This is a genomic window from Micromonospora noduli (assembly GCF_003264365.1).
Classification (GTDB): Bacteria; Actinomycetota; Actinomycetes; order Mycobacteriales; family Micromonosporaceae; genus Micromonospora; species Micromonospora noduli.
This window is the reverse complement of the sequence record NZ_PYAK01000006.1, coordinates 40678-64998: the sequence shown is the minus strand read 5'-3', so window position 1 is coordinate 64998 and position 24321 is coordinate 40678. Positions and strand designations below refer to the sequence as shown.

The 24321-nt window shown below is 70.0% G+C and carries 27 protein-coding genes; 13 read left to right on the top strand and 14 right to left on the bottom strand.

Annotated elements, in window-relative coordinates:
- Positions 1-41: 41 nt before the first annotated feature.
- Positions 42-1115, bottom strand: coding sequence for a glycoside hydrolase family 43 protein (locus GUI43_RS06840; RefSeq protein ID WP_249037670.1), 1074 nt, complete (start codon positions 1113-1115; stop codon positions 42-44).
- A gap of 146 nt (positions 1116-1261) precedes the next feature.
- On the opposite strand from GUI43_RS06840, the gene GUI43_RS06835 reads away from it, so the two are divergent.
- Both GUI43_RS06835 and GUI43_RS34225 read left to right on the top strand, forming a co-directional pair.
- A complete protein-coding gene (locus tag GUI43_RS06835; RefSeq protein WP_146765870.1) occupies positions 1262-1603 on the top strand; it encodes a hypothetical protein in 342 nt (113 codons plus the stop codon).
- 130 nt (positions 1604-1733) lie between these two features.
- Positions 1734-2738 (top strand): hypothetical protein, encoded by a 1005-nt coding sequence (locus GUI43_RS34225; protein ID WP_181518495.1) that lies wholly within the window; start codon positions 1734-1736, stop codon positions 2736-2738.
- 256 nt (positions 2739-2994) lie between these two features.
- Here the strand turns inward: GUI43_RS34225 and GUI43_RS06825 are convergent, their stop codons facing one another.
- On the bottom strand, positions 2995-3879 hold the full coding sequence (locus GUI43_RS06825; RefSeq protein WP_112698349.1) for a S41 family peptidase: 885 nt from the start codon (positions 3877-3879) through the stop codon (positions 2995-2997).
- Between the two features lie 57 nt (positions 3880-3936).
- Positions 3937-4602, bottom strand: coding sequence for a TetR/AcrR family transcriptional regulator (locus tag GUI43_RS06820; protein ID WP_112698348.1), 666 nt, complete (start codon positions 4600-4602; stop codon positions 3937-3939).
- 101 nt (positions 4603-4703) lie between these two features.
- Between GUI43_RS06820 and GUI43_RS06815 the strand changes: the two genes are divergently transcribed.
- Positions 4704-5618: an SDR family NAD(P)-dependent oxidoreductase gene (locus GUI43_RS06815; RefSeq protein WP_112698347.1), complete on the top strand. Its 915-nt coding sequence runs from the start codon at positions 4704-4706 to the stop codon at positions 5616-5618.
- Between the two features lie 93 nt (positions 5619-5711).
- Here the strand turns inward: GUI43_RS06815 and GUI43_RS06810 are convergent, their stop codons facing one another.
- Together GUI43_RS06810 and GUI43_RS06805 are read right to left on the bottom strand one after the other, a co-directional pair.
- The gene (locus tag GUI43_RS06810; protein ID WP_146765869.1) at positions 5712-6101 is read right to left on the bottom strand and encodes a hypothetical protein; all 390 of its coding nucleotides are present in this window, start codon (positions 6099-6101) and stop codon (positions 5712-5714) included.
- A gap of 105 nt (positions 6102-6206) precedes the next feature.
- Positions 6207-7139, bottom strand: a complete 933-nt coding sequence (locus GUI43_RS06805; RefSeq protein ID WP_112698345.1) for an NmrA family NAD(P)-binding protein — start codon at positions 7137-7139, stop codon at positions 6207-6209.
- Positions 7140-7244: 105 nt separating this feature from the next.
- Here GUI43_RS06805 and GUI43_RS06800 point away from each other — a divergent pair, with 105 nt between their 5' ends.
- Positions 7245-7814, top strand: a complete 570-nt coding sequence (locus GUI43_RS06800; protein ID WP_112698344.1) for a TetR/AcrR family transcriptional regulator — start codon at positions 7245-7247, stop codon at positions 7812-7814.
- A 21-nt stretch (positions 7815-7835) separates the two neighbouring features.
- Here GUI43_RS06800 and GUI43_RS06795 read toward each other — a convergent pair whose 3' ends face one another.
- Positions 7836-8510, bottom strand: coding sequence for a winged helix-turn-helix transcriptional regulator (locus tag GUI43_RS06795; protein ID WP_112698343.1), 675 nt, complete (start codon positions 8508-8510; stop codon positions 7836-7838).
- A gap of 75 nt (positions 8511-8585) precedes the next feature.
- Between GUI43_RS06795 and GUI43_RS06790 the strand changes: the two genes are divergently transcribed.
- Together GUI43_RS06790 and GUI43_RS06785 are read left to right on the top strand one after the other, a co-directional pair.
- A complete protein-coding gene (locus GUI43_RS06790; protein ID WP_249037669.1) occupies positions 8586-9083 on the top strand; it encodes a pyridoxamine 5'-phosphate oxidase family protein in 498 nt (165 codons plus the stop codon).
- A 41-nt stretch (positions 9084-9124) separates the two neighbouring features.
- A complete protein-coding gene (locus GUI43_RS06785) occupies positions 9125-9709 on the top strand; it encodes a dihydrofolate reductase family protein (RefSeq protein ID WP_112698341.1) in 585 nt (194 codons plus the stop codon).
- A gap of 5 nt (positions 9710-9714) precedes the next feature.
- On the opposite strand, the gene GUI43_RS06780 is transcribed toward GUI43_RS06785, so the two are convergent.
- Positions 9715-10434, bottom strand: a complete 720-nt coding sequence (locus GUI43_RS06780; protein ID WP_112698340.1) for a DsbA family oxidoreductase — start codon at positions 10432-10434, stop codon at positions 9715-9717.
- Between the two features lie 115 nt (positions 10435-10549).
- Between GUI43_RS06780 and GUI43_RS06775 the strand changes: the two genes are divergently transcribed.
- Entirely contained in the window at positions 10550-10981 is a 432-nt protein-coding gene (locus GUI43_RS06775; protein ID WP_112698339.1) for a winged helix-turn-helix transcriptional regulator, read from the top strand.
- Between the two features lie 5 nt (positions 10982-10986).
- Here GUI43_RS06775 and bla read toward each other — a convergent pair whose 3' ends face one another.
- From bla to GUI43_RS06760, 3 genes are all read right to left on the bottom strand, one after another.
- Positions 10987-11910 carry a class A beta-lactamase gene (gene bla / locus GUI43_RS06770; protein WP_112698338.1) on the bottom strand — a complete coding sequence of 308 codons (924 nt, stop codon included), beginning with the start codon at positions 11908-11910 and terminating at the stop codon, positions 10987-10989.
- Between the two features lie 26 nt (positions 11911-11936).
- Positions 11937-14549: a rifamycin-inactivating phosphotransferase gene (gene rph / locus GUI43_RS06765; protein WP_112698434.1), complete on the bottom strand. Its 2613-nt coding sequence runs from the start codon at positions 14547-14549 to the stop codon at positions 11937-11939.
- Positions 14550-14748: 199 nt separating this feature from the next.
- Entirely contained in the window at positions 14749-15450 is a 702-nt protein-coding gene (locus GUI43_RS06760) for a DUF4396 domain-containing protein (RefSeq protein ID WP_112698337.1), read from the bottom strand.
- Between the two features lie 156 nt (positions 15451-15606).
- Between GUI43_RS06760 and GUI43_RS06755 the strand changes: the two genes are divergently transcribed.
- The 4 genes from GUI43_RS06755 (at position 15607) to GUI43_RS06740 (ending at position 18104) form a co-directional block, all read left to right on the top strand.
- Positions 15607-16077, top strand: coding sequence for a hypothetical protein (locus GUI43_RS06755; RefSeq protein ID WP_112587529.1), 471 nt, complete (start codon positions 15607-15609; stop codon positions 16075-16077).
- A 367-nt stretch (positions 16078-16444) separates the two neighbouring features.
- Entirely contained in the window at positions 16445-16972 is a 528-nt protein-coding gene (locus GUI43_RS06750; protein ID WP_112587527.1) for a pyridoxamine 5'-phosphate oxidase family protein, read from the top strand.
- A gap of 68 nt (positions 16973-17040) precedes the next feature.
- Positions 17041-17646 carry a TMEM175 family protein gene (locus GUI43_RS06745; RefSeq protein ID WP_244220648.1) on the top strand — a complete coding sequence of 202 codons (606 nt, stop codon included), beginning with the start codon at positions 17041-17043 and terminating at the stop codon, positions 17644-17646.
- A 14-nt stretch (positions 17647-17660) separates the two neighbouring features.
- The gene (locus GUI43_RS06740; RefSeq protein WP_112587525.1) at positions 17661-18104 is read left to right on the top strand and encodes a DUF5990 family protein; all 444 of its coding nucleotides are present in this window, start codon (positions 17661-17663) and stop codon (positions 18102-18104) included.
- A gap of 13 nt (positions 18105-18117) precedes the next feature.
- Here GUI43_RS06740 and GUI43_RS06735 read toward each other — a convergent pair whose 3' ends face one another.
- Both GUI43_RS06735 and GUI43_RS06730 read right to left on the bottom strand, forming a co-directional pair.
- Entirely contained in the window at positions 18118-19209 is a 1092-nt protein-coding gene (locus GUI43_RS06735; protein WP_112698336.1) for a winged helix DNA-binding domain-containing protein, read from the bottom strand.
- Positions 19210-19218: 9 nt separating this feature from the next.
- Positions 19219-20406 (bottom strand): DUF418 domain-containing protein, encoded by a 1188-nt coding sequence (locus tag GUI43_RS06730; RefSeq protein ID WP_112698335.1) that lies wholly within the window; start codon positions 20404-20406, stop codon positions 19219-19221.
- Positions 20407-20593: 187 nt separating this feature from the next.
- Between GUI43_RS06730 and GUI43_RS06725 the strand changes: the two genes are divergently transcribed.
- Positions 20594-21247 (top strand): hypothetical protein, encoded by a 654-nt coding sequence (locus GUI43_RS06725; protein WP_146765868.1) that lies wholly within the window; start codon positions 20594-20596, stop codon positions 21245-21247.
- A gap of 5 nt (positions 21248-21252) precedes the next feature.
- Here the strand turns inward: GUI43_RS06725 and GUI43_RS06720 are convergent, their stop codons facing one another.
- Positions 21253-21966: a carbonic anhydrase gene (locus tag GUI43_RS06720; protein WP_249037668.1), complete on the bottom strand. Its 714-nt coding sequence runs from the start codon at positions 21964-21966 to the stop codon at positions 21253-21255.
- 165 nt (positions 21967-22131) lie between these two features.
- Here GUI43_RS06720 and GUI43_RS33755 point away from each other — a divergent pair, with 165 nt between their 5' ends.
- Positions 22132-22638: a hypothetical protein gene (locus tag GUI43_RS33755; RefSeq protein ID WP_170158690.1), complete on the top strand. Its 507-nt coding sequence runs from the start codon at positions 22132-22134 to the stop codon at positions 22636-22638.
- Between the two features lie 70 nt (positions 22639-22708).
- On the opposite strand, the gene GUI43_RS06710 is transcribed toward GUI43_RS33755, so the two are convergent.
- Complete coding sequence (locus GUI43_RS06710) at positions 22709-24223, bottom strand: DUF1996 domain-containing protein (RefSeq protein ID WP_112698333.1); 1515 nt, start codon at positions 24221-24223, stop codon at positions 22709-22711.
- Positions 24224-24321: the final 98 nt, after the last annotated feature.

Here is a 24321-nt window from a genome sequence, read left to right as displayed (position 1 = left end):
TGGGTGATTCAGCCCTACACGATCGAAGGCTCACGTCCGGATCACTCGAAGAACTTGATGCTGAACCCGGTGTCGGCCGTCGGGCCGGGCACGTTGGCGCGGCGGTAGGTGGTGTTGCCCCACCAGCAGAAGGTGCCGGTGTACCAGTAGCGGTTCGCCCAGGAGTACGCGGTGCCCTTGGGTACCCCGTGGTACATCAGCGGGAACCTCGGCCCGGCGGGTGGGCTGGTGGCGATGTCGCCGTTGAGCAGCACGAAGCTGTGGTGACCAGGTCCGTTCACGTGCAGGGTCGGATCCCAGCCGGCCATCATGGTGGCCCGGTTCGAGCCGAACAGGCAGCCGTTCGACTTGTACCAGTCCCACACGTACGTCGGGTCGCCGCCGGCGCGCAGCCGTAGGTCGGCGAGGCAGTACTGGTCGCTCCAGCTGCCGTTGGCGGAGTAGACGATGTGGAGCTGCCCGTTGGGGTCCCTGATCGCTTCGGGTGACTCGTTGATGAACGGGTTGCCGACGACGCGCTCCCAGCTCTCGCGGGGCTGGGAAATGATGTACCGGCCACCGGTCGGGGTGAGCGGGTCGCTCATCCGGCTGAGGTAGATGTTCTGTTCGACGTTGGTGTCCCCGGCCCAGCCCGACCAGACGAACCACCGCTGCCCGTTGAAGGTGAACAGGCTGCCGTCGATGGCCCACTTGCCGTCGGGCAGCGCGAGCTGCCGCTCGGCCGTGTAGCCGCTGGCGGGTGACGCCGAGTGGATCGCGTACAGGCGGTGGGCGGTGCCGCGTCCCGCTGAGAAGTAGATGTAGTAGCGGCCGCCATCGGTGACGATCTCCGGGGCCCAGACCTCACCGAGGTTGCGGCTGTCCGTCCAGACCTGCCGCGCGGGTGCGGCGGCCAGCGCGTCGGGAGACGCCGCCTGCCGCACGGCGATCCCGCCGTTGACCGACTGGACGGAGATGTAGGTGCCGCCGACGCGGATCACGCTGGGGTCGGCGGCTCGCATGCCGGTCTGCCCGGCCGCCGCCGGCGCGGCGCCGAACAGGGACAGGCCGGCGGCGAGCACGACGGCCAGCAGGAAGGAGAGGAGTCGCGGAAGGGTTCGGCTACCGACGTTCACGATCGGGATTCCTCTCCTCGATGGAGCTGGAGGCAGCAATCGACATTCATAGATTAGGGCAGGAGTTGCTGTGCCACAGTGTTTCCGCGAGCCGGCATCGGAGCTGGCAGTCACTGGCGGGCATGGGTGCGCTAGCGTTCGGCCCCATGGAACCCGTGGACGTGGTCTTGGCCGTCGCGTGCGCGGCGGCCAACCTGGCCATGGCCGCCGTGCTGCTCGTCAGGAGCCGTGGGGGCACGTCCGTCCCCCGGATCTTCGGCCGCCGACAGCTCCTTCCACGCCCGCGGGCCGCGATGCATGCCTGCCTGGGGCTGGGACTGGGCGTCGGCCTGCTCGTCAAGGACATCTTCCCGCCGGACTCCGCGGGCGACGCGGTGGTGTTCCACGTGGTGAGGATCTTGCTGGTGGCTGCTGTCGTCACCGCCCTGCTGAGCGCCCTCCGGTACCCGCGATCCCTCTCTGGCGAGACCGCCCGCCAGGGGCGGTGACCGGGAGAGCGGCGAAACCGCGATCCGACGGAAGTCCGACGTTGGGTGTCCGCTCGCTCACGCAGGGTCCAACCTGGAAACCGGCTCGCCATCAGGGCGGTCAGTACACAGGGGACATTGGAGGGCTCAGTTGCTGATCATCGCGGAGGAGAAGGACGCCTACCCACCGAACGGTCAGATCCCCAACATGGACACCGACGCGAAGGCGTGCGGCGACATCCTGACCAGGATCGAACCGCTCCTGCCCACCGACCTTCGGGCAGAGGTGATCGGTGCCTTGGTGACCTGGTCGGAGAGCGTGCTGAAGCCAGGTCAGAGCTTCGGTACGTGGGCCGAAGCCATCACCGCCGCGACCAGATACGCACACAGCGACCCCGCGCTCAAGACCGACGACAGTCAGCGGCGTCGTGACCAGGCCGTCGACGACGACGAGGTGGTCAAGCTCAAGGCGGCAGTGGGGAGTACGGGCAAGACCGGCGACCCGCAGATCGCGTTGCGCGACGAGAGCCGCAGGTGGGCGAACTGCGGGATGGCGGCGTTCCAGATTCGCGAGCTGTTGCACGCAGCGGGCGGAAAGCCGGCCAGCGTGTCGCGCGAGACCTACGGGACTGGCGGCGGCGACGCGCTCAAGAAGGCGCTGCTCGTCAAGCCGGTCGGCACCGCTACCGTCCTGCTGCTCGACTGCCAGTTCCCGCAGGTGCACAACTTCATCATCGAGGTGCACCACGACGGGTCGCGCTACCTTGCCCAGGGCTACCAGGGCACCTACTTCGCCCACTGGTGGCTCGGAATCAACGACAGCTACTCCTCCAAGAAGCCCACGCCCGAGATTCTCGCTCTGCGCGAACGGTACGGGTTGGGTCGGGCGATCAGCCCGGAGGATTACGCGACCCTGCTGGACGGCCTGGTCGCGGCCGTCTCGTCCGACTGGCAGGAGACCGCCAACCAATGGTCGGCGTTGCCGTTCAACCCTGACCGGCAGGAGATCGACGGGATTCGCCGCCGGTCCGGATCGCCGACGCTCCTCGTCGAGGTGTTCGAGCTGGGCAAGCCCGCCGTGGCTCGGGCGGCGCTCGGCGACAACGGCGTCGCGTCGCTCAGCGAGCTGGCCACCCGAGGAATGGCAACGGCCTGACACGGCCTGCTCGGCGACGTGCTCAGCGTCGTACTCGTGCTCAACGTGCAGGCCCTGCTGTACCTGGCTTCCGGTGCGTCGCCTACTTCGGCCTGCGCACTGTCCGGCAGCAGCGGCGCCCCGCCGTACGGCAGCGCGCCACCGTCGACGTCGGGTAGACCATGCTCGCGGCGGGTTGGCGGAAGAGTAGTGCGTGGCCTACGCGATCCCGCTGCTGCCGCCGGCGGACCAGCGGCGGCCGCCGACGCAGCCGCGCCTACACGCCCGAGATGGCCTTGAGTGCCGTGTCGAGTGCCTGGTCCGCCGGGACGGGTACGTCGGGGACCACTCCGACGCCCTCCCAGTTGGTGCCGGTGACGCTGTTGATGGTGCGGGCGGTCGGTACGGTCACGAGGATGTGTTCGGTGACCGGGTGGCGGGCCGTCGGATGCGCGCCGCCACGCGTCGTCTCACCGACGACGACGGCCCGGCCGTGCGCCTGAAGGGTGTACGCCACGTCCTCGCCCCCGGAGAACGTCACCGCGCTGGTGAGCACGTGGACCGGGCGGTCCGCGTAGCGGGGCGCGGGCAGGTGCGCGGTCGTCCAGAACTGGCGCGTGGAGCCGGTGGACCGCTCGTAGAAGTCGTTGAGGTGCACCTGGTCGTCGCGGAAGAAGTAGCTGCACCACATCGCGGCTCCCTCCGGTGTTCCACCGGAGCAGGCGCGCAGGTCCAGAATGAGCGCGGAGCTGAGGGCGACCAGTTGCATGGCCGCGCCGATAGCGGCGGCGCCCTCGTCGGCGTACGCGATGCGCCGCACGTCGATGAGCCCGACGTTGCCGTCCAGGTGCTCGACCCGGCGGATCCCCTGGTTCTCCGCCCTGAGCAGCGCGAGGAACGCGGCCCGCCCGCCGTCTTCGTCCGCTGGATCCAGCGACTGCGGCTGGTCCGACCACAGCAGCCGCAGATGCTTGTCCGGGCACACCTTTTGAAGGTGAGCGGTCACCGTCTCGCAGAGCGCCGGCCCGTCCAGGTTGTCGTACTCGCCTGCCGCGAGACGGCGCCGGATCGCGGCGTCGATGTCCGCTACCTTCTCAGGAAAGACGTACCCCGCCTCGATCCGGTCCAGGGCCTGCCCGATTATCTGTTCGTTTGAGAGCACGGCGGGCCACGGTAGACCGCAATCAGCGTCATGACCACCGAGTTTTCGCGCAGAGGCTCAGGAACGCGGCAGCATGCCCACGAGCGACGTGATGATGGAGACCCGCAGGGCTGTCCGTAGGTCGACATGGTGGACCGCGAGCGCCGGCTCGGATTCGTAGACGGCGAGCAGGCTCGGCGGCGGCGAGGTGTAGGCGGACAGCGCGCCACCCATGATCAAGGCGTTCAGGCAGAACAGTTCGGCGTTGTCGCCGACCTCGGGCAGGTGTCGCCGGACGAGGCCGGCCATCACCGCGAGGTTGCCCAGTGCGGCCCGCTTGTGCCGGCGGACCACCTCGACCGAGACGTTGTGTTCGAGCACCCCGCCCTGCGCGCCGAACAGATCGCAGAGCACCGTCTGGGCGGCGAGCGACCGGCTGAGCACGTCGGCCGTCTGCTCCGCCCGTTCCATCGCCGACCGGCTCAGGTCGACACCGTGGGCCAACTCCTGGTCCAGCTCGGTCAGCCAGGTCGTCGTCCGGTCGTCCAGCAGGTCGAGCAGGATCGCCTCGCGGGACTCGAAATAGCGCAGCACGGCCGTCTTGGCCAGGCCGACCCGCCGGCTCAGCTCGTTCAGGGTCACCTCGGCCACCGGCATCTCGTCGAGCATCGCCGAGGTCGTCTCCAGGATGGCCCGGCGTCGGACCTCACGCTGCTCCTCGCTGCGCGCCCGCTGGAACGTCATGACACCAACCCTAGCTTAGGTACCGGCGGTCCCTTGACAGCGTACCGGCGGTACCTTATCGTTTCAGGCATAAGTTACCGGCGGTACCTAAGGAGCTTGAGATGAAGTGGACCGAGCAGCAGATTCCGCGCCAGGACGGCCGGGTCGCCGTGGTCACCGGCGCCAACACCGGGCTGGGCTTCGAGACCGCCCGGCGGCTCGCCGAGCGCGGGGCGTCGGTCGTGCTGGCCGTACGCGACACGGAGAAGGGCAAGCTCGCCGCCGCCCGCATCAACGGCGACGTCTCCGTACGGGAACTGGACCTGACCTCGCTGGAATCGGTGCGCGCCGCCGCGGCCGGCCTGCGCGCCACCCACCCGCGGATCGACCTGCTGATCAACAACGCCGGGGTGATGTACACCCCGAAGCAGCGCACCCGCGACGGCTTCGAGATGCAGTTCGGCACCAACCACCTGGGCCACTTCGCGCTCACCGGCCTGCTGCTCGACCTGCTGCTGCCCGTGCCCGGCTCCCGGGTGGTCACCGTCAGCAGCGTCGGGCACCGCATCCGCGCCGCCATCCACTTCGACGACCTGCAGTGGGACCGTTCCTACGGCCGGGTCGCCGCCTACGGCCAGTCGAAGCTCGCCAACCTGATGTTCACCTACGAGTTGCAGCGCCGGCTCGCCGCGCACGGCACCACCGCCGCGGTGGCAGCGCACCCCGGCATCTCCAACACCGAACTGGCCCGCAACGCCCCGGCGGTCGTCCGCGGACCGCTGACCGTGCTCGCCCCCGTGATCACCCAGCCCGCGACGGCGGGCGCGCTGCCCACCCTGCGGGCCGCCACCGACCCGTCCGTCCTCGGCGGGCAGTACTACGGCCCGGACGGCCCGGGCGAGGCGCGCGGCTACCCGAGGCTTGTCACGTCCAGCCCCGAGTCCTACGACGTGAGCGTGCAGCAACGCCTCTGGGCCGTCTCGGAAGACCTCACCGGCGTGCGGTTCCCGGTGGGCAGGGCAGCCGTCGCGGCGTGACCGTGCCAGGGGCGGGCACGCGGTCCGGGCGCGGGCAGGGGCTGGCGACGGTGGGCGATCACAGACGGCGGCGGCCCGGCGGAGGTCAGGTGGTCAGGGAGCTGTCGTGCCTGCCCTCCGCCGGGCCAGTGTGTCGCGGATGGTGAAGACGACGAGCGAGAGTGGCACGAAGACCCACAGCTGGAGCACTGTGTAGCGGCGCAGTTCCAGGTTGGTGTCGACGCCTGCCAGTTCGGCGTCGAGGGCACCGGGTCGCATCAGCATGAGCGCGTACGTGGACAGCGGTGCGTAGTTGAGACCTGCGCCGGTCAGCCACAGGCCGAACGCCCGGCTGCCGAGGTCGTTCGAGGACGACAGCAGCCAGACGCCCCACGTCACCATGACAACCACGCCGACGAGGAATTCGGCCAGAATGATCCGCCGTCGGCGGGTGGTTCCTCGGCTGCCGTACATGTCGACGGCCGCCAAACGACGAACGTTCATCAGACCGATGGTGCCACCGACGGGCAACCCGTCACAGAGCGTACCGTGATCGCCGCCGCCCGTGCCGCCGGCGCACAGCACTCTGGAGCTGGTTGTCGCGGGCCCTTACGGCTGCGACGGCTCGGGCAGGTTGTGGCGCGCCCAGGCTGCGAAACTCGTGAGGGGAATGCCGAGGGCTCGCGCGTACTCCGGGCGAGCGGGTTGGCCGACAACGTTCATCTGTTCGTGGGAGATGCCGGCCCACTCCGGCATACCTGCGGCGACCGCCTCCTCCTCGGTCATGTCGGGCGCGGTCAGCTCGGCGCCCAGAGCGTCGGAGAGGACCTTGGCGATCTCCGTCAGCGTCAGGTGGTCGCTCGCCAGCTCCAGCTCGACTCCATGGAACCGATCGGGTTCGGCGATGGCCGCGGCGGCTGCGCGGCCGATGTCGTCGACCGCGACGAGGGAGAGCGAGGTCTGTGGCTTGAGGACCGTCGCCAGGCCGCCGGCGACGCCCCGGGGGAGCAGGTACGCCGCTGAGGGTAGGAAGTTGTCCATGAAGAAGCCCGGCTTGATCAGCGTCCAGTGGGCGAAGCCCGCCTCGCGTACCCGATCCTGGATGCCTGCCTTGGTCGTGTAGTAGGGCTCCATGGTCGCCCAGCGGCCCTCGGCCCAGCCGGGCGCCGCGGTGTGCTGGCCAGCGCCACTGACGGAGGTGTGTACGAACTGCGGCACCTTCGCGGCCAGCGCGCTTTCGATCAGGTTGACGCCCTGGGTCAGCTCGCCGTCGAAGTTGATGGTGTTGCCGTCCATCGCGGGCATCTGCACGGAGAAGACGGCCCGTGCTCCCTGCGCGGCCCGGACCAGCGAGTCGCGATCATTGAGGTCGCCGGTGACCAGTTCGGCCCCGAGGGCCGCGACCGCCCGCGCGCGGTCGGTAGCGGGGTCACGGACCAGTGCTCGGACAGGTACGCCGGCCGCGAGCAGGGCGCGAGCGGTGGCACCGCCCTGCCTGCCCGTGGCGCCGGTGACCAGGACGGGTTCGGAATTGGTGGCCATGCGGAGTCTCCTGTCACGGGGCTGAACGATAAACGGCGGGGCCCGCCGTTTATGCTTCGCTAAGATACGGCGGACCCCGCCACTTAGCAACCGTGAGGTGATGCCATGTCCAGCCAGCGAGCGGACGCCCGGCGCAACTACGCGCGCCTGCTGGCCGTGGCCGAGCAGGAGATCGCCGCGCACGGTGCCGACGCGTCCCTGGAGCAGATCGCGCGCATCGCCGGAGTCGGCTCGGCCACCGTGCGCCGACACTTCCCCAGCCGTCACGCGCTGCTGGACGCCGTCTTCCGCGGCGTGATCGAGAACCTAAGCGCCCGCGCCCGCGAGCTGTCCGACGCCGCCGACGCGCGGGCCGCGCTGCTGGACTGGCTCGCCGCTGTCAACGGGAACGTCGCCACCATCAGAGGCCTGGCCATCGCGCTGACCCGCGACTGCACGGCCAGCCCCACGGAGGCGCACGAGCACTGCGCCACCGCGCAGCTCACCGAGGCGGGCGAACCACTCGTCCGCCGGGCCGCGATGGCCGGCGCGGTGGCACCAGACGTGACCATCACCGATCTGCTCGCGCTGATCACCGGCATCGCGTTGGCCACGGAGCACCACGCCGATCCTGCCGCCGACGCCGCCCGACTGCTCGACCTGACGGTGGCGGGAGTCAGCCCACGCCGAGGGTGACGAGGGGCGGATCGCCGGTCGTCAGGGCGTGGTGGGCTGGGGTGCGGGCGTGAACGGGGTCAGGAGCAGGTCAGTGAGGCGGCGCCTGGCGTCCTCGTCGCCGCTCAACCGCAGGGCGCCGGACTCCACGGCCGCCGCCATGGTGATCTCCTGGCCGCAGACGGCCCGGAGGGTGTCGAGGTCGGTGGTGAGCGCCGCGTCGGGTTCGGACGTGGTGCCGCGCCGGAGCTGCACCGTCTCGTCCGCGACGTCGGCAAGGTACGTATCCGAGTCGATGTGGAACGCGTAGCTGCCGGCGAGTTCCGGGGCTCGCGCCGGATCGAAGGCGGCCTTGATGCTGAGCAGCAGGGAGTCGATGCCGAGAGCGCCGTCGGGAAGTTGGGGAGACTGGCTTCCCCAGCGCCCGAACTGAAGGAGGATCGGCTCCAGGGCGCAGCCCCATTCGGTCAGCTCGTAGAGGTGGACCCGCGTCGGCGGGCCCAGGTCCCGCCGCTGCACTACGCCGTGCTCGGTCAACTGGCGCAGCCGCTGACTCAGCACGTTCGGGCTCACCCCGGGTAGGCCTCCGAGTAGGTCGTTGAACCGCCGAGGGCCGAGCAGGAGGTCGCGTACCACCAGCAGCGCCCACCGCTCGCCGATGATGTCCAGTCCACGCGCGACACCGCAGGGATCTCCGTAACTACGCATGCCGCTCATGGCGTCCACCCTACCTGGATCCTAATTTAGGAGTATCACTTGTTCTTTAGGAGTTAGACCCCTAGCGTGGCTCACATGAGCCTGCCGCAAGGTGACGTGAAACTGCTGGACACCCCGTTGGCCTGGCGTCTGCTCGCCGCGTCCCTGGTGGCGCGCCTCGCCTACACCAGCAGGGACGGCACGCCGCGGCTGATCCCGGTGAACATCCTGTGGACCGGCGACGAACTGGTCGTCGGTGCGTTCGCCGGCACGTACAAGATCCGTGACCTGAGCGCCCGGCCGGACGTGGCGGTCTGCATCGACACCGCCGACGGCCTTCCGGAGGTGCTCATGCTGCGCGGCACGGTCACCCTGACCGAGGTCGAGGGCGTCCTGCCGGAGTACGCCACCATCCAGCGCGCGGGAATGGGCGACGAGATGGTCAACGCCTACCTGGCGGCGATCGACCAGTCGGGCCTGCGGATGGTCCGGATCGGCCTACGCCCCACCTGGGTCGGCGTCGTCGACTTCAAGGAGCGGTTCCCGGCTCGTACGCCGCAACCCGTCCGAGCCGCGCTCGGCGGCGGCCAGTAACCAGCACGCCGAGGACCCGGGCACCCGGGGCTCACCACACCATGAAGGCGAGGACAACGTTGCGCAAGATTGTCGTGTCGATGTGGACCACGGTGGACGGCTTCGTCGCCGGCCCCGACGACGAGATGGACTGGCTGCTGGTCGACGAACACCTGCAAAAGTACGAGCGGGCCCTGGTGGACAACGCCGGCAGCCTGATGCTGGGCCGGATCACGCACGCGGACTTCGCCGGCCACTGGCCGTCGACCGCCCAGGACCCCGACCAACCGGACGCCGTGCGGGGGTATGCCCAACGCCTCGACGCGCTGGACAAGATCGTCGTCTCCGCCTCGGAAAACACCGCCACCTGGACGAACACCCGGCGGCTCACACACCTCGACCCCGCCGAGATCACCGAAATCAAGCGTGAGGCCGGCGGCGACATAGTGGTCTACGGCAGTCTCACACTGGTCCGGTCCCTCGCCGATCTCCGACTCATCGACGAGCTGCACCTCCTGGTGCATCCCGTGTTCCTCCGCCAGGGTAGGGCGCTGTTCGAGGGTGGTCAGCCGCCGGCACGGCTGGAGTTGGTGTCCGCCGAACCCTTCCCCTCCGGGGTCGTCCTGCTGAAGTACCGCCCCGCCTGACGGGCTCAGGTGGTGCGGTCGGGCACCGCGCACCCGTCCGGGGCGCACATGCCCTCGGCCGCACCGACAATCGGCAGCGCCTGCGGCGTCGGGTGGCTCTCGGCCCACGCTTTGTCGATGACCGCGAGCAGGTCGTCGAGGCCGATCGCCCCGGGAACGGCGAAGCGGCCGTCGAAGACGAGGAACGGCGCGCCGCGTGCCCCGAGGCGCTGTGCCTCGCGCTGGTCGGCCGCCACGCGGGCCCGGTAGCGGCGGCTTCGCAGGGCGTCGGCGGCTTCGTCGTGGTCCAGGCCCACCTCGGCGGCGAAGTGGAGCACCTCCTCGACGGTCCACAGCTTGCGGGCCTGCCCGAAGTGCGCGCGGAACATCGCCGTCCAGGTCTCGGCGCCGCGCCCCTGGTCGGTCGCGTAGGCGAGCAGTTCGTGGGCGAAATCCGTCGGCCCGAGGGTGCGGTCCACCGCGTGGTAGGGCGTCAGACCCTCCGCCTCGGCAGCCCGCTCGATGGGCCGCAGGACCCGGTCGACGGTTGTCGCGGGAGTCCCCGCCATCGTGATCAACTCCCGCTGACTGACCCCCGCGCGGGGCAGGTCGGGATGGAGCTGGAACGACCGGTGGATCACCCGCACCTGATCGCCGTACGGGAGCCGGTTCAGGGCCCGGTGGAGCCGGTGGTCCATCAGCCCGCAGTACGGGCAGACGATGTCCGACCAGAACTCGATCTTCATGGTGCTCCTCAGTGATTCTCACTTCTTGTTCGTAGCGCCATGATGCATCAGAATCGGAGGGCCACAAAAGGTACATTCATGTGCGTAGCGCGGGCTACGCGGAGGGGTGACGGGGATGAGCGCAGGAGATCTTCGGCGCAGACGCACCAACGTCCGGGGCAACGTCCGAGCCGCTCCGGGGCCCTGCGCGCACTGGAACGACGAGGACGCCGACTTCATCCGGGAGGTCCTGGACCTCGTCGGCGACAAGTGGAGCGTGCTGATCATCGGCACGCTCGCCGACGGCCCTGTCCGCTACTCGGACCTGGGCGACGCGATCCCCGGTATCTCCCAGCGCATGCTCACGCTGACCCTGAAACACCTCCAGCGCACCGGCCTCGTCACCCGGACGTCGTACCCCGAGGTGCCGCCCCGCGTCGAGTACGCCCTCACCGACCTGGGCAGGTCGCTACTCTCCACGGTCCTGGCCCTGGCGGCCTGGTCCGCCGACCACCACGCCGAGATCCGCCGCCACCAGACCTCGTACGACAGCCGCGCCGCGACCTGACGGGCTCATGCTCCCAGTTGGGCGACGACCACGCGGGTGGCCTGGGCGATGACGGCGTCGTCGGGGGTGGCGTCCTTCCTGTCGCGGCTGGACAGCACGGCGAGCACGATCGGGGCCCGGTCAGGCGGCCAGATCACCGCGATGTCGTTGCGGGTGCCGTACCCGCCGGTCCCGGTCTTGTCCCCGACCACCCAGCCGGCCGGCACCTCGGCGCGGACCAGCGCCGCGCCGGTGGTGTTGCCCCGCAGCCAGCCGCGCAGCACGTCACGGTCCGCCGGTTCCAGGGCAACCCCCACGGTGTACGCCCGGAGGTCGCCGGCCAGGGCCCGCGCTGTGCTGGTGTCCCGCTTGTCGCCCGGTGTTCCCTCGTTCAGCGCGGTCTCGTAGCGGGCGACGTCGGTGACCGTGTCGCCGAGCGCGCGCAGCTTCGCCTCGAACCCCGCCGGTCCGCCAAGGTGGCGCAGCAGCAGGTTGCCGGCCGTGTTGTCGCTGTAGCGCACGGCGGCGTCGGCGAGGGCACGCAGACTCATGCCCTCACCGACGTGCTTCTCCGTGATGGGGGAGTGCGCCACCAGGTCCCGCGCCGAGTACCGCACCACGCGATCCAGTTGGGCGTCGGTGGTGCCGTCGAGCACCTCGGCGGCAGCGAGGGCCTTCCACGTCGAGGCGTACGCGAACCGCTCGTCGGCGCGGTACTCCACAGTGCGGCCGGTGCCCGTGTCGACGGCGTGGATCCCGAGTCGTGCCCCGAACTGCTCCTCCAACCGCCGGAACTCCTGATCGGGGGCCAGCGACGGGGCGAGCGTCACCTCCGGGCTCGGCGTCGTCCGCGCCCCGGTCGCCTCGCCGCCGCTGCCGCACCCCGCCAGCGACACCACTGTCGACGCCGTGGCCACCCAGATCGTCAGCCGTAGGACCGAAACCGCCATCGTCGTTCCTCCTGTAACGCCGCCGGTCAGGGCAGGATCTCGACGTACCCGTCGCTGCCGTGCACGCGGATCCGCTGCCCGTCGCGGATCAGCCGGGTGGCGTCGAGCACGCTGACGACAGCCGGCAGGCCATACTCCCTCGCGATCACCGCGCCGTGCGTCATCAACCCGCCGACCTCTGTCACCAGGCCGGCGATACCGACGAACAGGGGCGTCCAGCTGGGGTCCGTGTGGGCGGTGACGAGGATGTCACCCGCTTCGAGGTCGGCCTGCGCCATGTCCAGGATGACGCGGGCGCGTCCTTCGACCGTCCCGGCGGACACCGGCACACCGGCCAGGGCGCCGGCGGGCACGTCGTCGCGTCGGTACGCCCCGGTGATCGCCTCGCCGTCGGAGGTCAGCACCCGGGGCGGGGTGAGCGCCTGGTAGGACCGGAACGCGTCCCGGCGCTGCCGGATCAGCTCGTCGTCCACCCGGTGCGTGCGCGCGGCCTCGTGGAACTCCTGGAACGTGAGGTAGAAGACATCTTCGGTCTCGGTGAGCACCCCGGCGCGTACCAGGCGCTCGGCCTCTGCCAGCAGGGCCTGCTTGTAGATGAAGTAGCGGCTGATGATGTCGTACTTCGGGTACTCCCGGTAGCCGATGAAGGTCCGCACCCGGTCGATCATCCGCGCGGTCTCGTCGGCCTTCTGCTCCCCGTCCGGCAACGCCCGCAGGCGCGTCAACACCTCCTGCGCCTTCTGCTGCGCCTGCTGCTGACCCTGCTCGAAGCGCCGCCGGGCCGCGCCCGGCTCGAAGAGCTTGATGTTGTCCAGCAGCACGGGCACCAGCGTGCTGGGGCGTTCGCTCCACCGCGGCCGGGTGATGTCGATCTCGCCGACGCAGCGCATGCCGTACCGGTCGAGGTACGCCTCGATGGCGGCGCGCGCCTCGGCCCCGCCCGCGACCTTCGGCAGCTCGTCGAGGAAGTCGTCGTGCGCGCCTTGCAGGAACGCCACCACCTCCGGATACGGACGGATCACGTCGGCGACGTCGAGCAGCGCCAGCCCCATCTCCGACGTGATGTTGCCGGGGGCGGACAGGGTGAGGGTGTCCGCGGCGTTCTTCTCGCCCAGCCACTCGTGCAGCCGGTCGTTGAGCCACCAGGTGGCCTCCATGCCGGCCATGATCGCCTGCATGTTCAGCGGATCGCCGAGGACCCGCTTGTGCTCCTGGAAGGCCTCCAGCAGGAAGTCGAACAGCGCCGTACCGGTCACCGGCGCGATGTCGCGCCGCAGGGCGGCGATGGACGCCTCGCTGCGCTCGATCAGCTCGGTGACGATGGCCGGGTCGGTCTCGATCGAGGTGGACGCGCCGCCGGTCGTCGGTCTGCCGGGCTCGCCGGTGTCCGGGAGCGTCGGAACGAAGTCCCCGCGGTCGATCAGGGTCTCCAGCGCGTCCCTCATCAGCGGATCGGACTTGCCCGCCAGGTTCAGGAAACCGGCGCGGCTCGTGGGTGAGGCAAGCAGCCGGGTGGCGTCGACGAACAACCTCCCGCCGGCCTCCAGCATCTGGGCGATGGCCGTCAACCGCCACATGGAGAGACCCAGCGGCCGCATGGCGTCGGTCATCATCTGCTGGTGACCGACGGAGAGATAGACGTGGTTCTCCTGGTCATCGGCCGCCGGGATGGGGAACAGCGTGGTGATCGGCCGGCTCTGCACGATCTGGAAGTCGTCGTCGACCATGCACCACTCGATGTCCTGCGGGCGGCCGAAGTGTGCCTCGATCCGTCGCCCGAGCCGAACGAGTCGCACCACCTGCGCCCGCGTCAGCGCCGGCTGCTCCTGCCGCTGCCTGTCGATCGCCACTTCTCGCGTGCCGCCCCCGGGCAGCGCGGTGACGGCCCGCTGCTTCGCGGCGACCGTGCCGGCCACGACCTCGCCGTCGCGCACGGTGAAGACGTCCGGGTTCACCAGGCCGGACACCAGGGCCTCGCCGAGGCCGAAGCTGGCGTCCACTGTCGCGACCTTCCGGTTGCCCGTCACCGGGTCCGCCGTGAACAGGATGCCGGAGGCATCCGGCAAAACCATCTGCTGTACGACAACAGCCATCTGAACGCTGCGGTGGTCGATGCCGTTACGCAGGCGGTAGATGACGGCCCGCTCGGTGAACAGTGACGCCCAGCACCGGCTGACGTGCCGCAGGGTCGCCTCCGGCCCCACCACGTTCAGGTAGGTATCCTGCTGGCCGGCGAAGGACGCCGTGGGCGTGTCCTCCGCCGTCGCGCTGGACCGCACGGCGTAGGCGGCCTGCTCGCCGAACCGGGCGAGCGCGCTGGTGATCGCGGCCGCCAGGTCGCCCGGAACCGGGACCTCCTCGACGCTGCGACGGATCTCCGCGCTGAGCGTGCGAATCGCCTCCCGGTCGTCCGGGCTCAGGCGCGACAGCTGATCGAGCCGATCGTCGATCGACGGCGCCTGCGCCATGATCCGCCCGAAGGCGGCCGTCGTGACGCAGAACCCCGCCGGCACCCGGATGCCGTCGATCCGGGACAGCGCGCCCAGGTGCGCGGCCTTGCCGCCGACGACCGACACCTGCGTCTCGTCGACCTCTCGAAGATCCAACAACGGTGCCCGGTCGCCGCGGTCCCCGTCCATCGACAACACACCCACGTCGCGCCCCCGTTACCTCGTTTGTGCTGGTCCGGCCGCCGATTCTGCGCCACGACCGGGGTCTTGCCGCAAGCCCCCAGGTGCGGTATACGTTAGAAGTGGCAGGGAGAGTGATCTCCTTGCCGCTTGTTTTTTGTGCCGCTTGTTCCTTGCCGGGGCAGCCGAGCCGGCGATCCGGCCCCGCTCAGTCGTAGGGGAGTCGGCGCGGCTCGAACCTCAGCCTTCGGCCGAGCTGCCAGGAGGCGGTGGGCCAGGCCGCGACGAAGCCGGCTATCAGCCCGAGCTGACCGGCGAACCAGAACGTCGGGCTGTCGGGTCGCAGGTGTAGCTCCGGAAAGACCACCCGATGCGCGAGGGTCAGCCACACGAACAACGCCACCTCGAACACGGTGATGGTCAGCAGCTCGATCCTGCCGACGCTCGACAGTGCGTGCCAGACCTTCGTCAGGCTGCGACCCGGCCCGGCGAAGTACCGGAAGAGCACGGCGATCGTCACCGCCGTCAGGTAGTCGCCGGCGTAGGCGACCCACAGCGGGTCCTCGGCCGGGTCGAATCTCACGGCGTACAGGGCGACCTCGGCGACGATGAACCCGAGAGCGCAGTGCGCGCCGCAGCGGGACACGTGGGTGACGACGATGCCCCGGCGGGGCCGTCGCGGTTGATCCTCCTGCCGCCGTTGAGAGAACGCCTCAGGTCTGCCCCAGTTCCAGTAGAGGCGGACAGCGGCCGGGCCGATGTAGAGGACTGTCACCAGCCAGACGATCTCCATGACCCGGACCGGCTGACGGTTTCCGCGGAAATAGGTGTCGGCCAGCACGACCGCGAAGCTGACGACGCCGACCGCGAGCGAAGCCCACGAGAGCGCTACGAGCCAGGTTGGTTGCATCCCCGCCCCTTCCGCCAGCCGGGCGAGTCTTTCATGACGTACTCGTTCAGATCGGCGGATCGGGCGTTCCCGCGTGCCGGCGCGGACGGATTCACCCTCCCCGACCCTGCCCGGACGGAGGAGTGAACCAGCCAGCCGCTGCACTACGGTGCGAGGGTGACGAGTGCCCCTCGCGAAGCGGAAGCGCGCGTCGGTCCGATCGGCGCGCTGCTCAGCCGACTCGTGTTCCTGGCCATCTGCCTACCCGGACCGGTTCTGCTCGTCGCCGCCGTGACGCTGGACCCACCGCGATCGTCCAGCGACTTCTGGGGTCTGCTGGTCGGTGGCGTCCTGGCGACAGCCATCGGTGTCGGGTTCGGCGTCTTCGGTTGGCGGGTGGTGGGCCGCTCGCGCCGTGACGCGCGTCGGCTGGCCGCGGCTGGCGTCGCCGCGATGGCGGAGATTCTCGCGGTGGCGAACCACCTGGACGGCGAAAATCCCGGGCTGGAGCTCCGCCTGCGAATCAGTGGGCCGGGGTTCACCCCGTTCGAGGCGGACACGATCCACGCGGACGATCCGGCGCTCGTACCGGGCGCGGTGCTGGCGGCGGTCGTGGACCCCGCCGACCGTCTCTTCTTGATCATTTAACTTCTCCTGGCACCCGCCGGATTCCATCTCGATCGCGACGACCACGGACCGTGATTCGCGGGGTCGAAGAGGCATCGCCGCGCTGGCACACTCTCGGGCATGGTCGACTGGTATTCGCGGGCCGAAGTGGACGGCGACGTTGTCCGGATCTCGGAGCCGCACGTCAACGAACTGTTGTCGGCGGAGCATGGAGTTTCTCGTCGACCTCGACGTGTCCGTCGTCCATCCCGGCCACGGGGACAGCTTCGACCGGACACGCCTTCGGCAGTTGGCCGAGACCTACCTGCGCAGGACGGCGTAGGCGCGCCCTGCCGATCTTGACGGCGGCTTACCCGGTTAGGGTGCTCGCCATGATCGAGGACGTCGTATGCCGTTGACGAATCCGTGGCTGTCGGAGCCCACGCCAGCGAAGCGGCTCGATCGTGAACGGCTTGAGGAGCGCCTCCTCAACCTGTTGTCGTCGCAGAACATGTGTGTGCTCGCGACAACGGGTCCGGACGGGCCGCTGGCCACCCCGGTGCGGTACTACCCGCTCGGCTTCGCGGTGCTCTTCACCGCCGCGCCACGGTCGCCGAAGATCCGCAACATCGCCGCCGACCCGCGCGTGTCCATCGGCATCTTCGCGCCGCTGGTCGGACTGGCCAGCAGCCGCGGTGCCCAACTGTTCGGGACGGCCAGGGTGCTTTCGCCGGAGCATCCGGACCGCGCGCACTACTGGGCGGCGGTTCGGTGGGAGAACGAGCACGCCGAGCGGGGGCGGGCGCTGTCCGAGCCGCCCGAGGACACACTCGTGGTCGTCGAGGCGGATCGGATCGTCTACACCGAGCACTGGCTGCGACGTGAGGGTTTCGCGCCACGCCAGTTCTGGCGCCGCTCCGCCAATGACGAAAGCTGACCTATTGCATAATTCGCTACGTGCCTCCCAAAAGGGAAACTTCACGGCTGACCCGTAACCCGGGCCGATTGCTGGCCTTCAGCGACGGTGTCTTCGCGATCGCCGTGACGCTCCTCGTGCTGGAGATCCAACCGCCCCACGACTTCGGGAACCTCGTCCAGGGGCTCGGTGCGCTGTGGCCGTCGTACCTTGCGTACACGTTGAGCTTCCTGCTCATCGGGCAGGTGTGGGTGAATCACCACGTCATGTTCGACCGCGTCCGGCATGTCGACCGGGGGGTCCTGTTCCTCAACACGTTGCTCCTGATGGTCATCGCGTTCCTGCCGTTCTCCACGTCACTGCTCGCCGAAGCGTTGCGGGCGGAGCAGGGGCTGCGTGCGTCGGTCGTCGTCTACGGCGGCACACTGTGGACGGCGGCGGCCCTCTTCAACATCGTGTGGGCACACCTCCGTCGGGCCGAGCTGCTGAACCCCGGCCTCGGTCGCTTCGGTGCGCGAGCCATCGGCCGCCGGTTCGCGCTCGCGCTGGTCTGGATCGGCTCCGGCATCCTCGTCGGCGCGTTCGTGCCGATCGCCGGCGTCGTCATCATCGCCGCGTTCCTGCCCGCCTACTACCTGCCCATCCGCGGCGAGTACGGCGAGAACGACGACACCGCCGAGCAACCAGCCGACTAACTAGAGTCGGTGCCATGCGGATCCGGATCGACGGCAGCGATCTCCCAGGTCAGCGTCCCGGTGCGGAGGCCGACGCGCTGCGGCGGGGCAACGTGCACGTCGGGGTTCAGCGCAAGGCCGAGGTCGTCGATCAGGTGCCGGCCGACGCGGCAAGCGCCACCTGGTCCTTCGAGGTGTCCAGCCGCGAGATCGACGGAACGCTCGACGTCGGTGGCCCCTGGGTGCACGGCCGCCCCGGGGCCCGGTTTCTCTATCTGAGCTGGGGCGCGGTGACCCAGGACGGCTTCGCGATGTTCCGACGAGCCAAGTTGATGTTCACCGACGTGCCGACCGAGCTGCTGCGCGCCGCCCACGAGGGCAACGGGACGCTGGTCGGCCGGCTCGGGTTGACCGATGCCGTCGGTGGGCCGATCTGCGCTCGGGTGCACCCGCCCGCCATCGCCTGGGCGGTGGAGTGAGCGTCCTCGAGAACTAGCTGCCGAAGTCGACGCCGCTGAGGGAGACGGAGCGGTACGCGGCGAGGTGTTCGGCCTGCGTGGTGATGGCCTTACGCGTGGCGTCCGACAACCGGTGCCACGGCTGGACGGCGACAGTGAACGTCCTGCCGGACTTGCGGGGACGCCAGGTGCCGACCAACTCGCCGTCGACCAGGACGGCGCCGGGGCGACCGAGCACCGGCCACAGCTCCTTGGCGTGGGCGGCGTCGGGCACCAGCGTTGCCCGGTCCTTGGCCTGCAAAAACAGGTCGAACGGGCCGAGCAGGCGGGTGACAGTGCTGTCGGCCGACTCCAGCGCCTCCTCGTCGGCGGCCAGCAGTGAGCGCACCTCGCGGTCGACCGTCACCTCGATGACATCCTCGGGCCAGTGCGCCTTCACGTCCTTCACCGGTGCGTCGAGGTAGTCGGCGACCTGTTTCGGGGTGGCCGGACCGAGCAGGCGAAGATACGCGCGGATGAGGTCGAAGCGGTCACCAGCAGCGGCTGCCTTCCTGAACCCGGTGATGCGCCGCAGGACCGGGGGTGAGGTGTCGAGCTGCAACTCCAGTCCGGCCCGTACGGCGGCGAGCCGGAACGGCATCTCGTAGAGGTGCGTGGCGTCACACGGACGGCAGAACCGCAGGTAGGGCTCGGGCAGCATGGTGGCCAGGCGGCCGGAGACGTCCCCCTTGACCGTCGGCGTGCTGACGATGGCCCGCATCCGGTCGGCGATCTCGTCCAGGGCTGCCAGAGTGTCGATGCCGGCGGCCTTCAACGGTTTCGCGGCGTCGTAGATGCGCTTGCCGGCGTCGGCCGAGGATTTGGGTTCGACGGCGGCGGCCACCTTCGCCACGTCGGCCCGGCGGTAGAGGTGGGGAGCGCCCCGGACGGTCCACAGCAGGACCAGATCGGTGTCGGACAACGCGGTCACGTCGACCCCGCGTACCGCCAGCGCCCACCGCGCGCCGTCCGGACCGGTGTTCTGCACGCCGAGGTCCAGGACGGCGGTGTCGGTGAGCGTGCCCTCGTCCCGGTCGAGCTGCTGGGCCCGGACCCGGAAGTTCATCACCTGGTGCCGATCGACCATGTCAGCACCCTAGTTGGGGCGGCGCTCCCGGTGGGTCCAGGCGCGCAGCGCCCATTCGACGGGGCCGTACCGGAACCGCCGCAGCCACCACGAACTGACCACCAGCTGCACCGCGAAGATCACCAGTGCGATCAGCAGTGTCTGTGCCGGCGCGGTGCGGCCGACCAGGCCCCACCCGAGGCCGGTGAAGACGAGCACGCACATGAGCGACTGGGCCAGGTAGTTCGTCAGGGCCATCCGCCCAGCGGGCGCGAACGCCCCCGCGAGGCGCGGCCGCCGCGTGAACAGGCGCAGCAGGGTCGCGGCGTAGGCGGCGGCCAGGAACGGCGCGGTGACGATGCTGACCATCAGCCCGGTCAGGTTCGCGGTGGAACCACCGACCGCGAACACGACGGCGCCGGCCAGACCGATCGGATACCCCACCCGTTCGCACCGGCGTAGCAGGTCCTGGTGGGCGGGCACGGTGGCGAGAAGCCGGTGCTTACCGGCGGCGAGGCCGACGAGGAACGCCGCGAACGCCAGGGGCCCCTGCACGGCCAGACCGCCGATCATCGCCGGCATCGACCGCACATGCTCCAGGACGACATCGCCGAGGCCGCCGCCCAGGGCCAGCGTCGAACGCGCACCGGCGCTGACTGCGGCGGCCTCGTCCGGAACCAGCGTGGCACCGAGGACCGCGGCGATCCCGACCACGACGGCGATGCCGCCGATGATGGTCGCCGCCGCGACCAGCGCGGTGCGGGGCTCGATCCGCCGGACCGCGAGCAGCACGAGACCGAGCAGCGCGTACGTGGTGAGGATGTCGCCGTGGAACAGCAGCACCGCGTGCAGCGCGCCGAGGACGAACAACCCGGAGAGCCGGCGCAGGAACGCCGGGCGGAACGCCACTCCGCGCCGTGTCGCGGAGTCGAGTTGCAGGGTGAAGCTGTAGCCGAACAGAAAGGCGAACAGCAGGTACGCCTTCATCGCGAACAACAGCTCCACCGCGCCGGCGATCAGCAGGTCGACTGCGCCGTGCGTCGGATCGTCGACCAGGTGGAAGTCGTAGCCGGAACTGAAGAACGCGATGTTCACCAGCAGGATGAGCAGCAGCGCGCTGCCCCGCAGTGCGTCCACGACGGTGATTCGGGCGAGGGTGTCCCCGGGCGGGGGCTGTGGGTGGCCGTCGCCTGGTCGGTCGAGCCCTGTCACATTCATGGTGTCCAGCCTCCGGAGCGTGACCCGCCGCCGTGAAGTCTTTTCGTCACACGGACCGTCGTGACGAAAAGACGCCATCCCTGCGGCGGGGGAGGCGATTTCCCTCCGCGCGGCGATCCGCTCGTCGCGCCGTTCCGCGACGGTGATCTCGGATGTGCCAACGCCCGCCACTGATGGAGACGACGCCGTGACCCGTACACCACGTACGAACGCCATGCCCGCACCGCCGCCGTCCTGGGCCCGCCGAGCCGGGCACGTGGCGTGGATCGCCCCCGTACTGGGGTTCATCCCGCTGCACGTGCCGTGGATCCTCGGCATCCCGCTGTTCGCCAATCCCGACCCGTTCCGCGAGTGGTACCACGGTCGCGGGCCCGGAGTGGGGGATCACCCGGTCGACGGTTTCCTGGGCCTGCCGGCCGGCGCGTTCTACCTGGGCCTGCTCTGCGTCCTCGCCGGGCTCGGCGGCGTTCTGGCGCTGGGGCTCATCAAGGACTGGGGGCTCGTCTTCCCCCGGTGGGTGCCGTGGCTGCGCGGACGTCGGGTGCCACAGTGGTTGCCGCTGACGCCAACGGTGCTGGGGTCCGCCCTGATGATCGGCTATTCGGCGACCCTGCCCTGGCAGTTCGCCGCTGACCTGGGGGAGTCCAGCTCGGATGACATCTTCACCCCGACCGGCGTCCTGATCGGCCTGCCGCTCCTGCTGGCCTGGGCGGTCGCGTTGCCGTTGGCCGGTTGGTCCTACTTCCGCCGTACCCGTCGGCCGCGACGCGACCGGCGGCGCCGGTCGGCGGCAGTGGATGACCGACCAGCGTCGCCGTCCGGGTGGCCCAGGATCGGGTGACGGCCTCAGGCCACCAGGGAAACCCGCCCGTTGTCCAGGTCGTAGCGGGCGCCCACCACGTGCAGCGCACCCTCGTGGACCTTCTCGGCGATGATCGTGCTGCGTGCGCTGAGCGCCCGCACCTGGGCGGCGATGTTGGCCCGGACCCCGTTCTCCACCGGGTCGCCGGGCTGGTCCAGCACCGGCTCGACGATCGGGCGCAGGGCGTCCACGATGGTGCCGATGTGCCCGGGCGCCGTCCCGCCGGTGTGGATGGCGTCGATGGTGGCGGTGATCGCGCCGCAGCGTTCGTGGCCGAGGACGACGATCAGCAGGCTGCCGAACTCCTCCACCGCGAACTCGACGCTGCCGAGCAGCAGGTCGTCGACGATGTTGCCGGCCACCCGGTTGTCGAACAGGTCACCCAACCCCTGGTCGAAGAGCACCTCGGGGGCGACCCGGGAGTCCGCGCAGCCGACGGTGATGGCGAACGGGTGCTGACCGGCGGCGAGCCGGTGCAGGTCGGTCAGGCCCTGGTGCGGGTGCCGGCCGTGCCCGGAGGTGAACCGCTGGTTGCCGGCCTGCAGCCGGCGCAGCGCCTCGGCCGGCGTATCGACCGGGTTGTCGGCTGGCGCGGCGGCGGCGGACGGACTGGCCCCGGCCGCGCCGAGGGCCACGGCGGCGGCACCCCCGGCGGTCAGCAGCGAACGGCGGGACAGGTGGGAACGTGCCACGATCATCTCCCTGAGGTGAGGCAACTCGCCTCTTCCTACCAGCCCGCCGTCCACATAGGTGGTTGCCGTGCGGTGGCCAGTGGGCGGCGGTGAATCGTCGCTGACAGCACGCGGAGTGGCGGACGCCGAGCGAATTGATCACCGTGTGGACTTCGGCTATCGTCCGCGTCCGTGAAATCTTCCCGTCTTGCCTCCGCCATGTTGATCCTTGCCGTTTCGACGGCCCTCGCCGCCTGTGGCGACGCCGACAAGGCGACGACCGCCGGATCCACCACGCCCGCTCCCACCTCCGCAGCCCCGTCCGCGGTGGCCACCTCCGCCGCCGCCACGCCGGCCTCGTCACCCGCGGCGGGCGCGGCGACCGACAAGCAGCTCTGCGAGGCGGTGAAGAAGGCCAGCGACGAGATGAGGACCGAGATGGTGAAGGTCGCCACGACCGGTGACGCGTCGGCGGCGGACTTCAAGAAGATCCTTACTGGGCTGGAGCAGAAGGTGACCACTGTCGCCTCGACCGGCGACGGCAAGCTGGCCGACGCCCTGCGGACCTTCGCTGCCGAGGCGGCCAAGGCTGCGGCCGCGGCGGACCCGGCGACCGCCGCCGACAACCCGGCCTTCGAGAAGGCTGGCAAGGACGTCAACGCCGCATGCAAGGCGGCCGGCGTCAGCGTGAATCTCTGACTGACGTGATGCGATGACGGACGGCCCCCACGCCTGAGCGGGGGCCGTCCGTCGACGACGGAGGCGGTGGTCAGCCGCCGGCGAAGGTCGTGTCGACGCCACATTTGGCGTTCTGGTTGAGGCAGGACTTCACCAGGTCACCGAGACGCTCCGGCTCCCAGGCGTTCATGAAGTCGCCGTGCATGGATGACGGCTTGCCGGAGGAGAGGCTGAGGCCGTCACCGCCCAGCGACTCGTAGTTGACCATGAAGGAGAGATCCGGCACGGCCACCGGGTACCTGCCGGTGCAGACGCCGTTCACCGGGTCGCCCATGTGTGACTTGTGATCGGGTGAGTCGATGTTCTTGCCGTCCCAGCAGTCCTTGAACACGAGCTGGAAGATCAGGTTGCCGCCGGGGGCGCACTTCGGCCAGTTGCCGTCGGCGCTGCGGCCGATCTCGGCGCTGCCCGCGCACCAGAACTGGTTGCTACCGGCGTTCTTCGGAGTGTCGACCTGCCGCTTGGCGTCGCCCTCGACCACGACCAGGCCCGGCGGGAAGGGCTTGACGGTCGACGGGTCCTTGACCCGCGAGCCGTAGTAGATGCGCATGCTCTTGATCGGTACGGCCTTGCCGTCCTTGCGTAGCTCCGGGGTCCAGTAGGCGCTCTTGTCCCCGGGGGCGTTGCAGGTGTTCGCCGCGGTGAACAGCTTGTCCGTGGTGGTGAAGGCGTCGATTTTCGGGCCGAAGAAGGTGTGCATGTGCGAGGCGCCGGACAGGCCCGGCAGGACGATCGGGTCGTCCGGGGCGGAATTCGCGACGCCGCAGTCGGTGTGGAACTCCGGCACCCGGGTGGTGCCCGGCGGCACCGCCTTCGGCTTGATGGCGTTGAAGGCGGCCAGTTCCCTGCTCCACTTGGCCTGGTCGACGGGCACCCAGCCGCCGGCCGGTGCGCTCGGCGGGACGGACGTCGACGGGGACGCGGACGCGGACGCGGTGGAACTCGGCGTGGCCGAAGGGACGGCCGACGTGTTCGGCGTGGCCGAGGCGCTCGGCGACGTGCCGGTCGCGGGGCCGAACGTGAACCAGTTCAGGTTCACGAAGTCCGACGTCGAGGTGCTCTTCATGACGGCGAAGACGGTCTGCGCGCCGGCCGGCACAGCGGACGCCTTCGCGGTGACGGTGGTCCATTTCTGCCAGCCACCGGTCCCCGCGATCGGGAAACTGGCCAGCAGTGGACCGTTCTGCGCGCCGAGGCGCAACTCGACACTGCCGCCGGCGGTGTTGAGCGAGGCGACCCGGGCCGTCAGGTCGACACCCGTCACCGACACACCGTCGAAGCGCAGCCAGTCGCCGCTGGCCAGCCAGCCGACGTTCCGGCCGCCGTCGGCGTCGCCGGTGCCCTCGGTCTGCGCCCCGGACTGTGCCGCGAAGGCCTCTGCCTGCACCCGGCCGGGCACGGCGACCTCTTCGGCCTGGGCGCCGGCGATGTAGATGCCGCTGCCGGCCAGCGCGGCGACGACCGCTGAGGCGAGCGTGATGCGAGTGAGGCGACGACGCTTTCGCACCCGATCCGGCGGTGCGACGTGCGCGGGGGGAGTCCGCATTACCAGTGGTTTCCTTCGAGTCGACGATAAAGCTCTGTCGGAAGGAGTATGTGCACGTCAAGGGCCTGCATCAACTGGCGGGGAAAGAATTAAGGAGG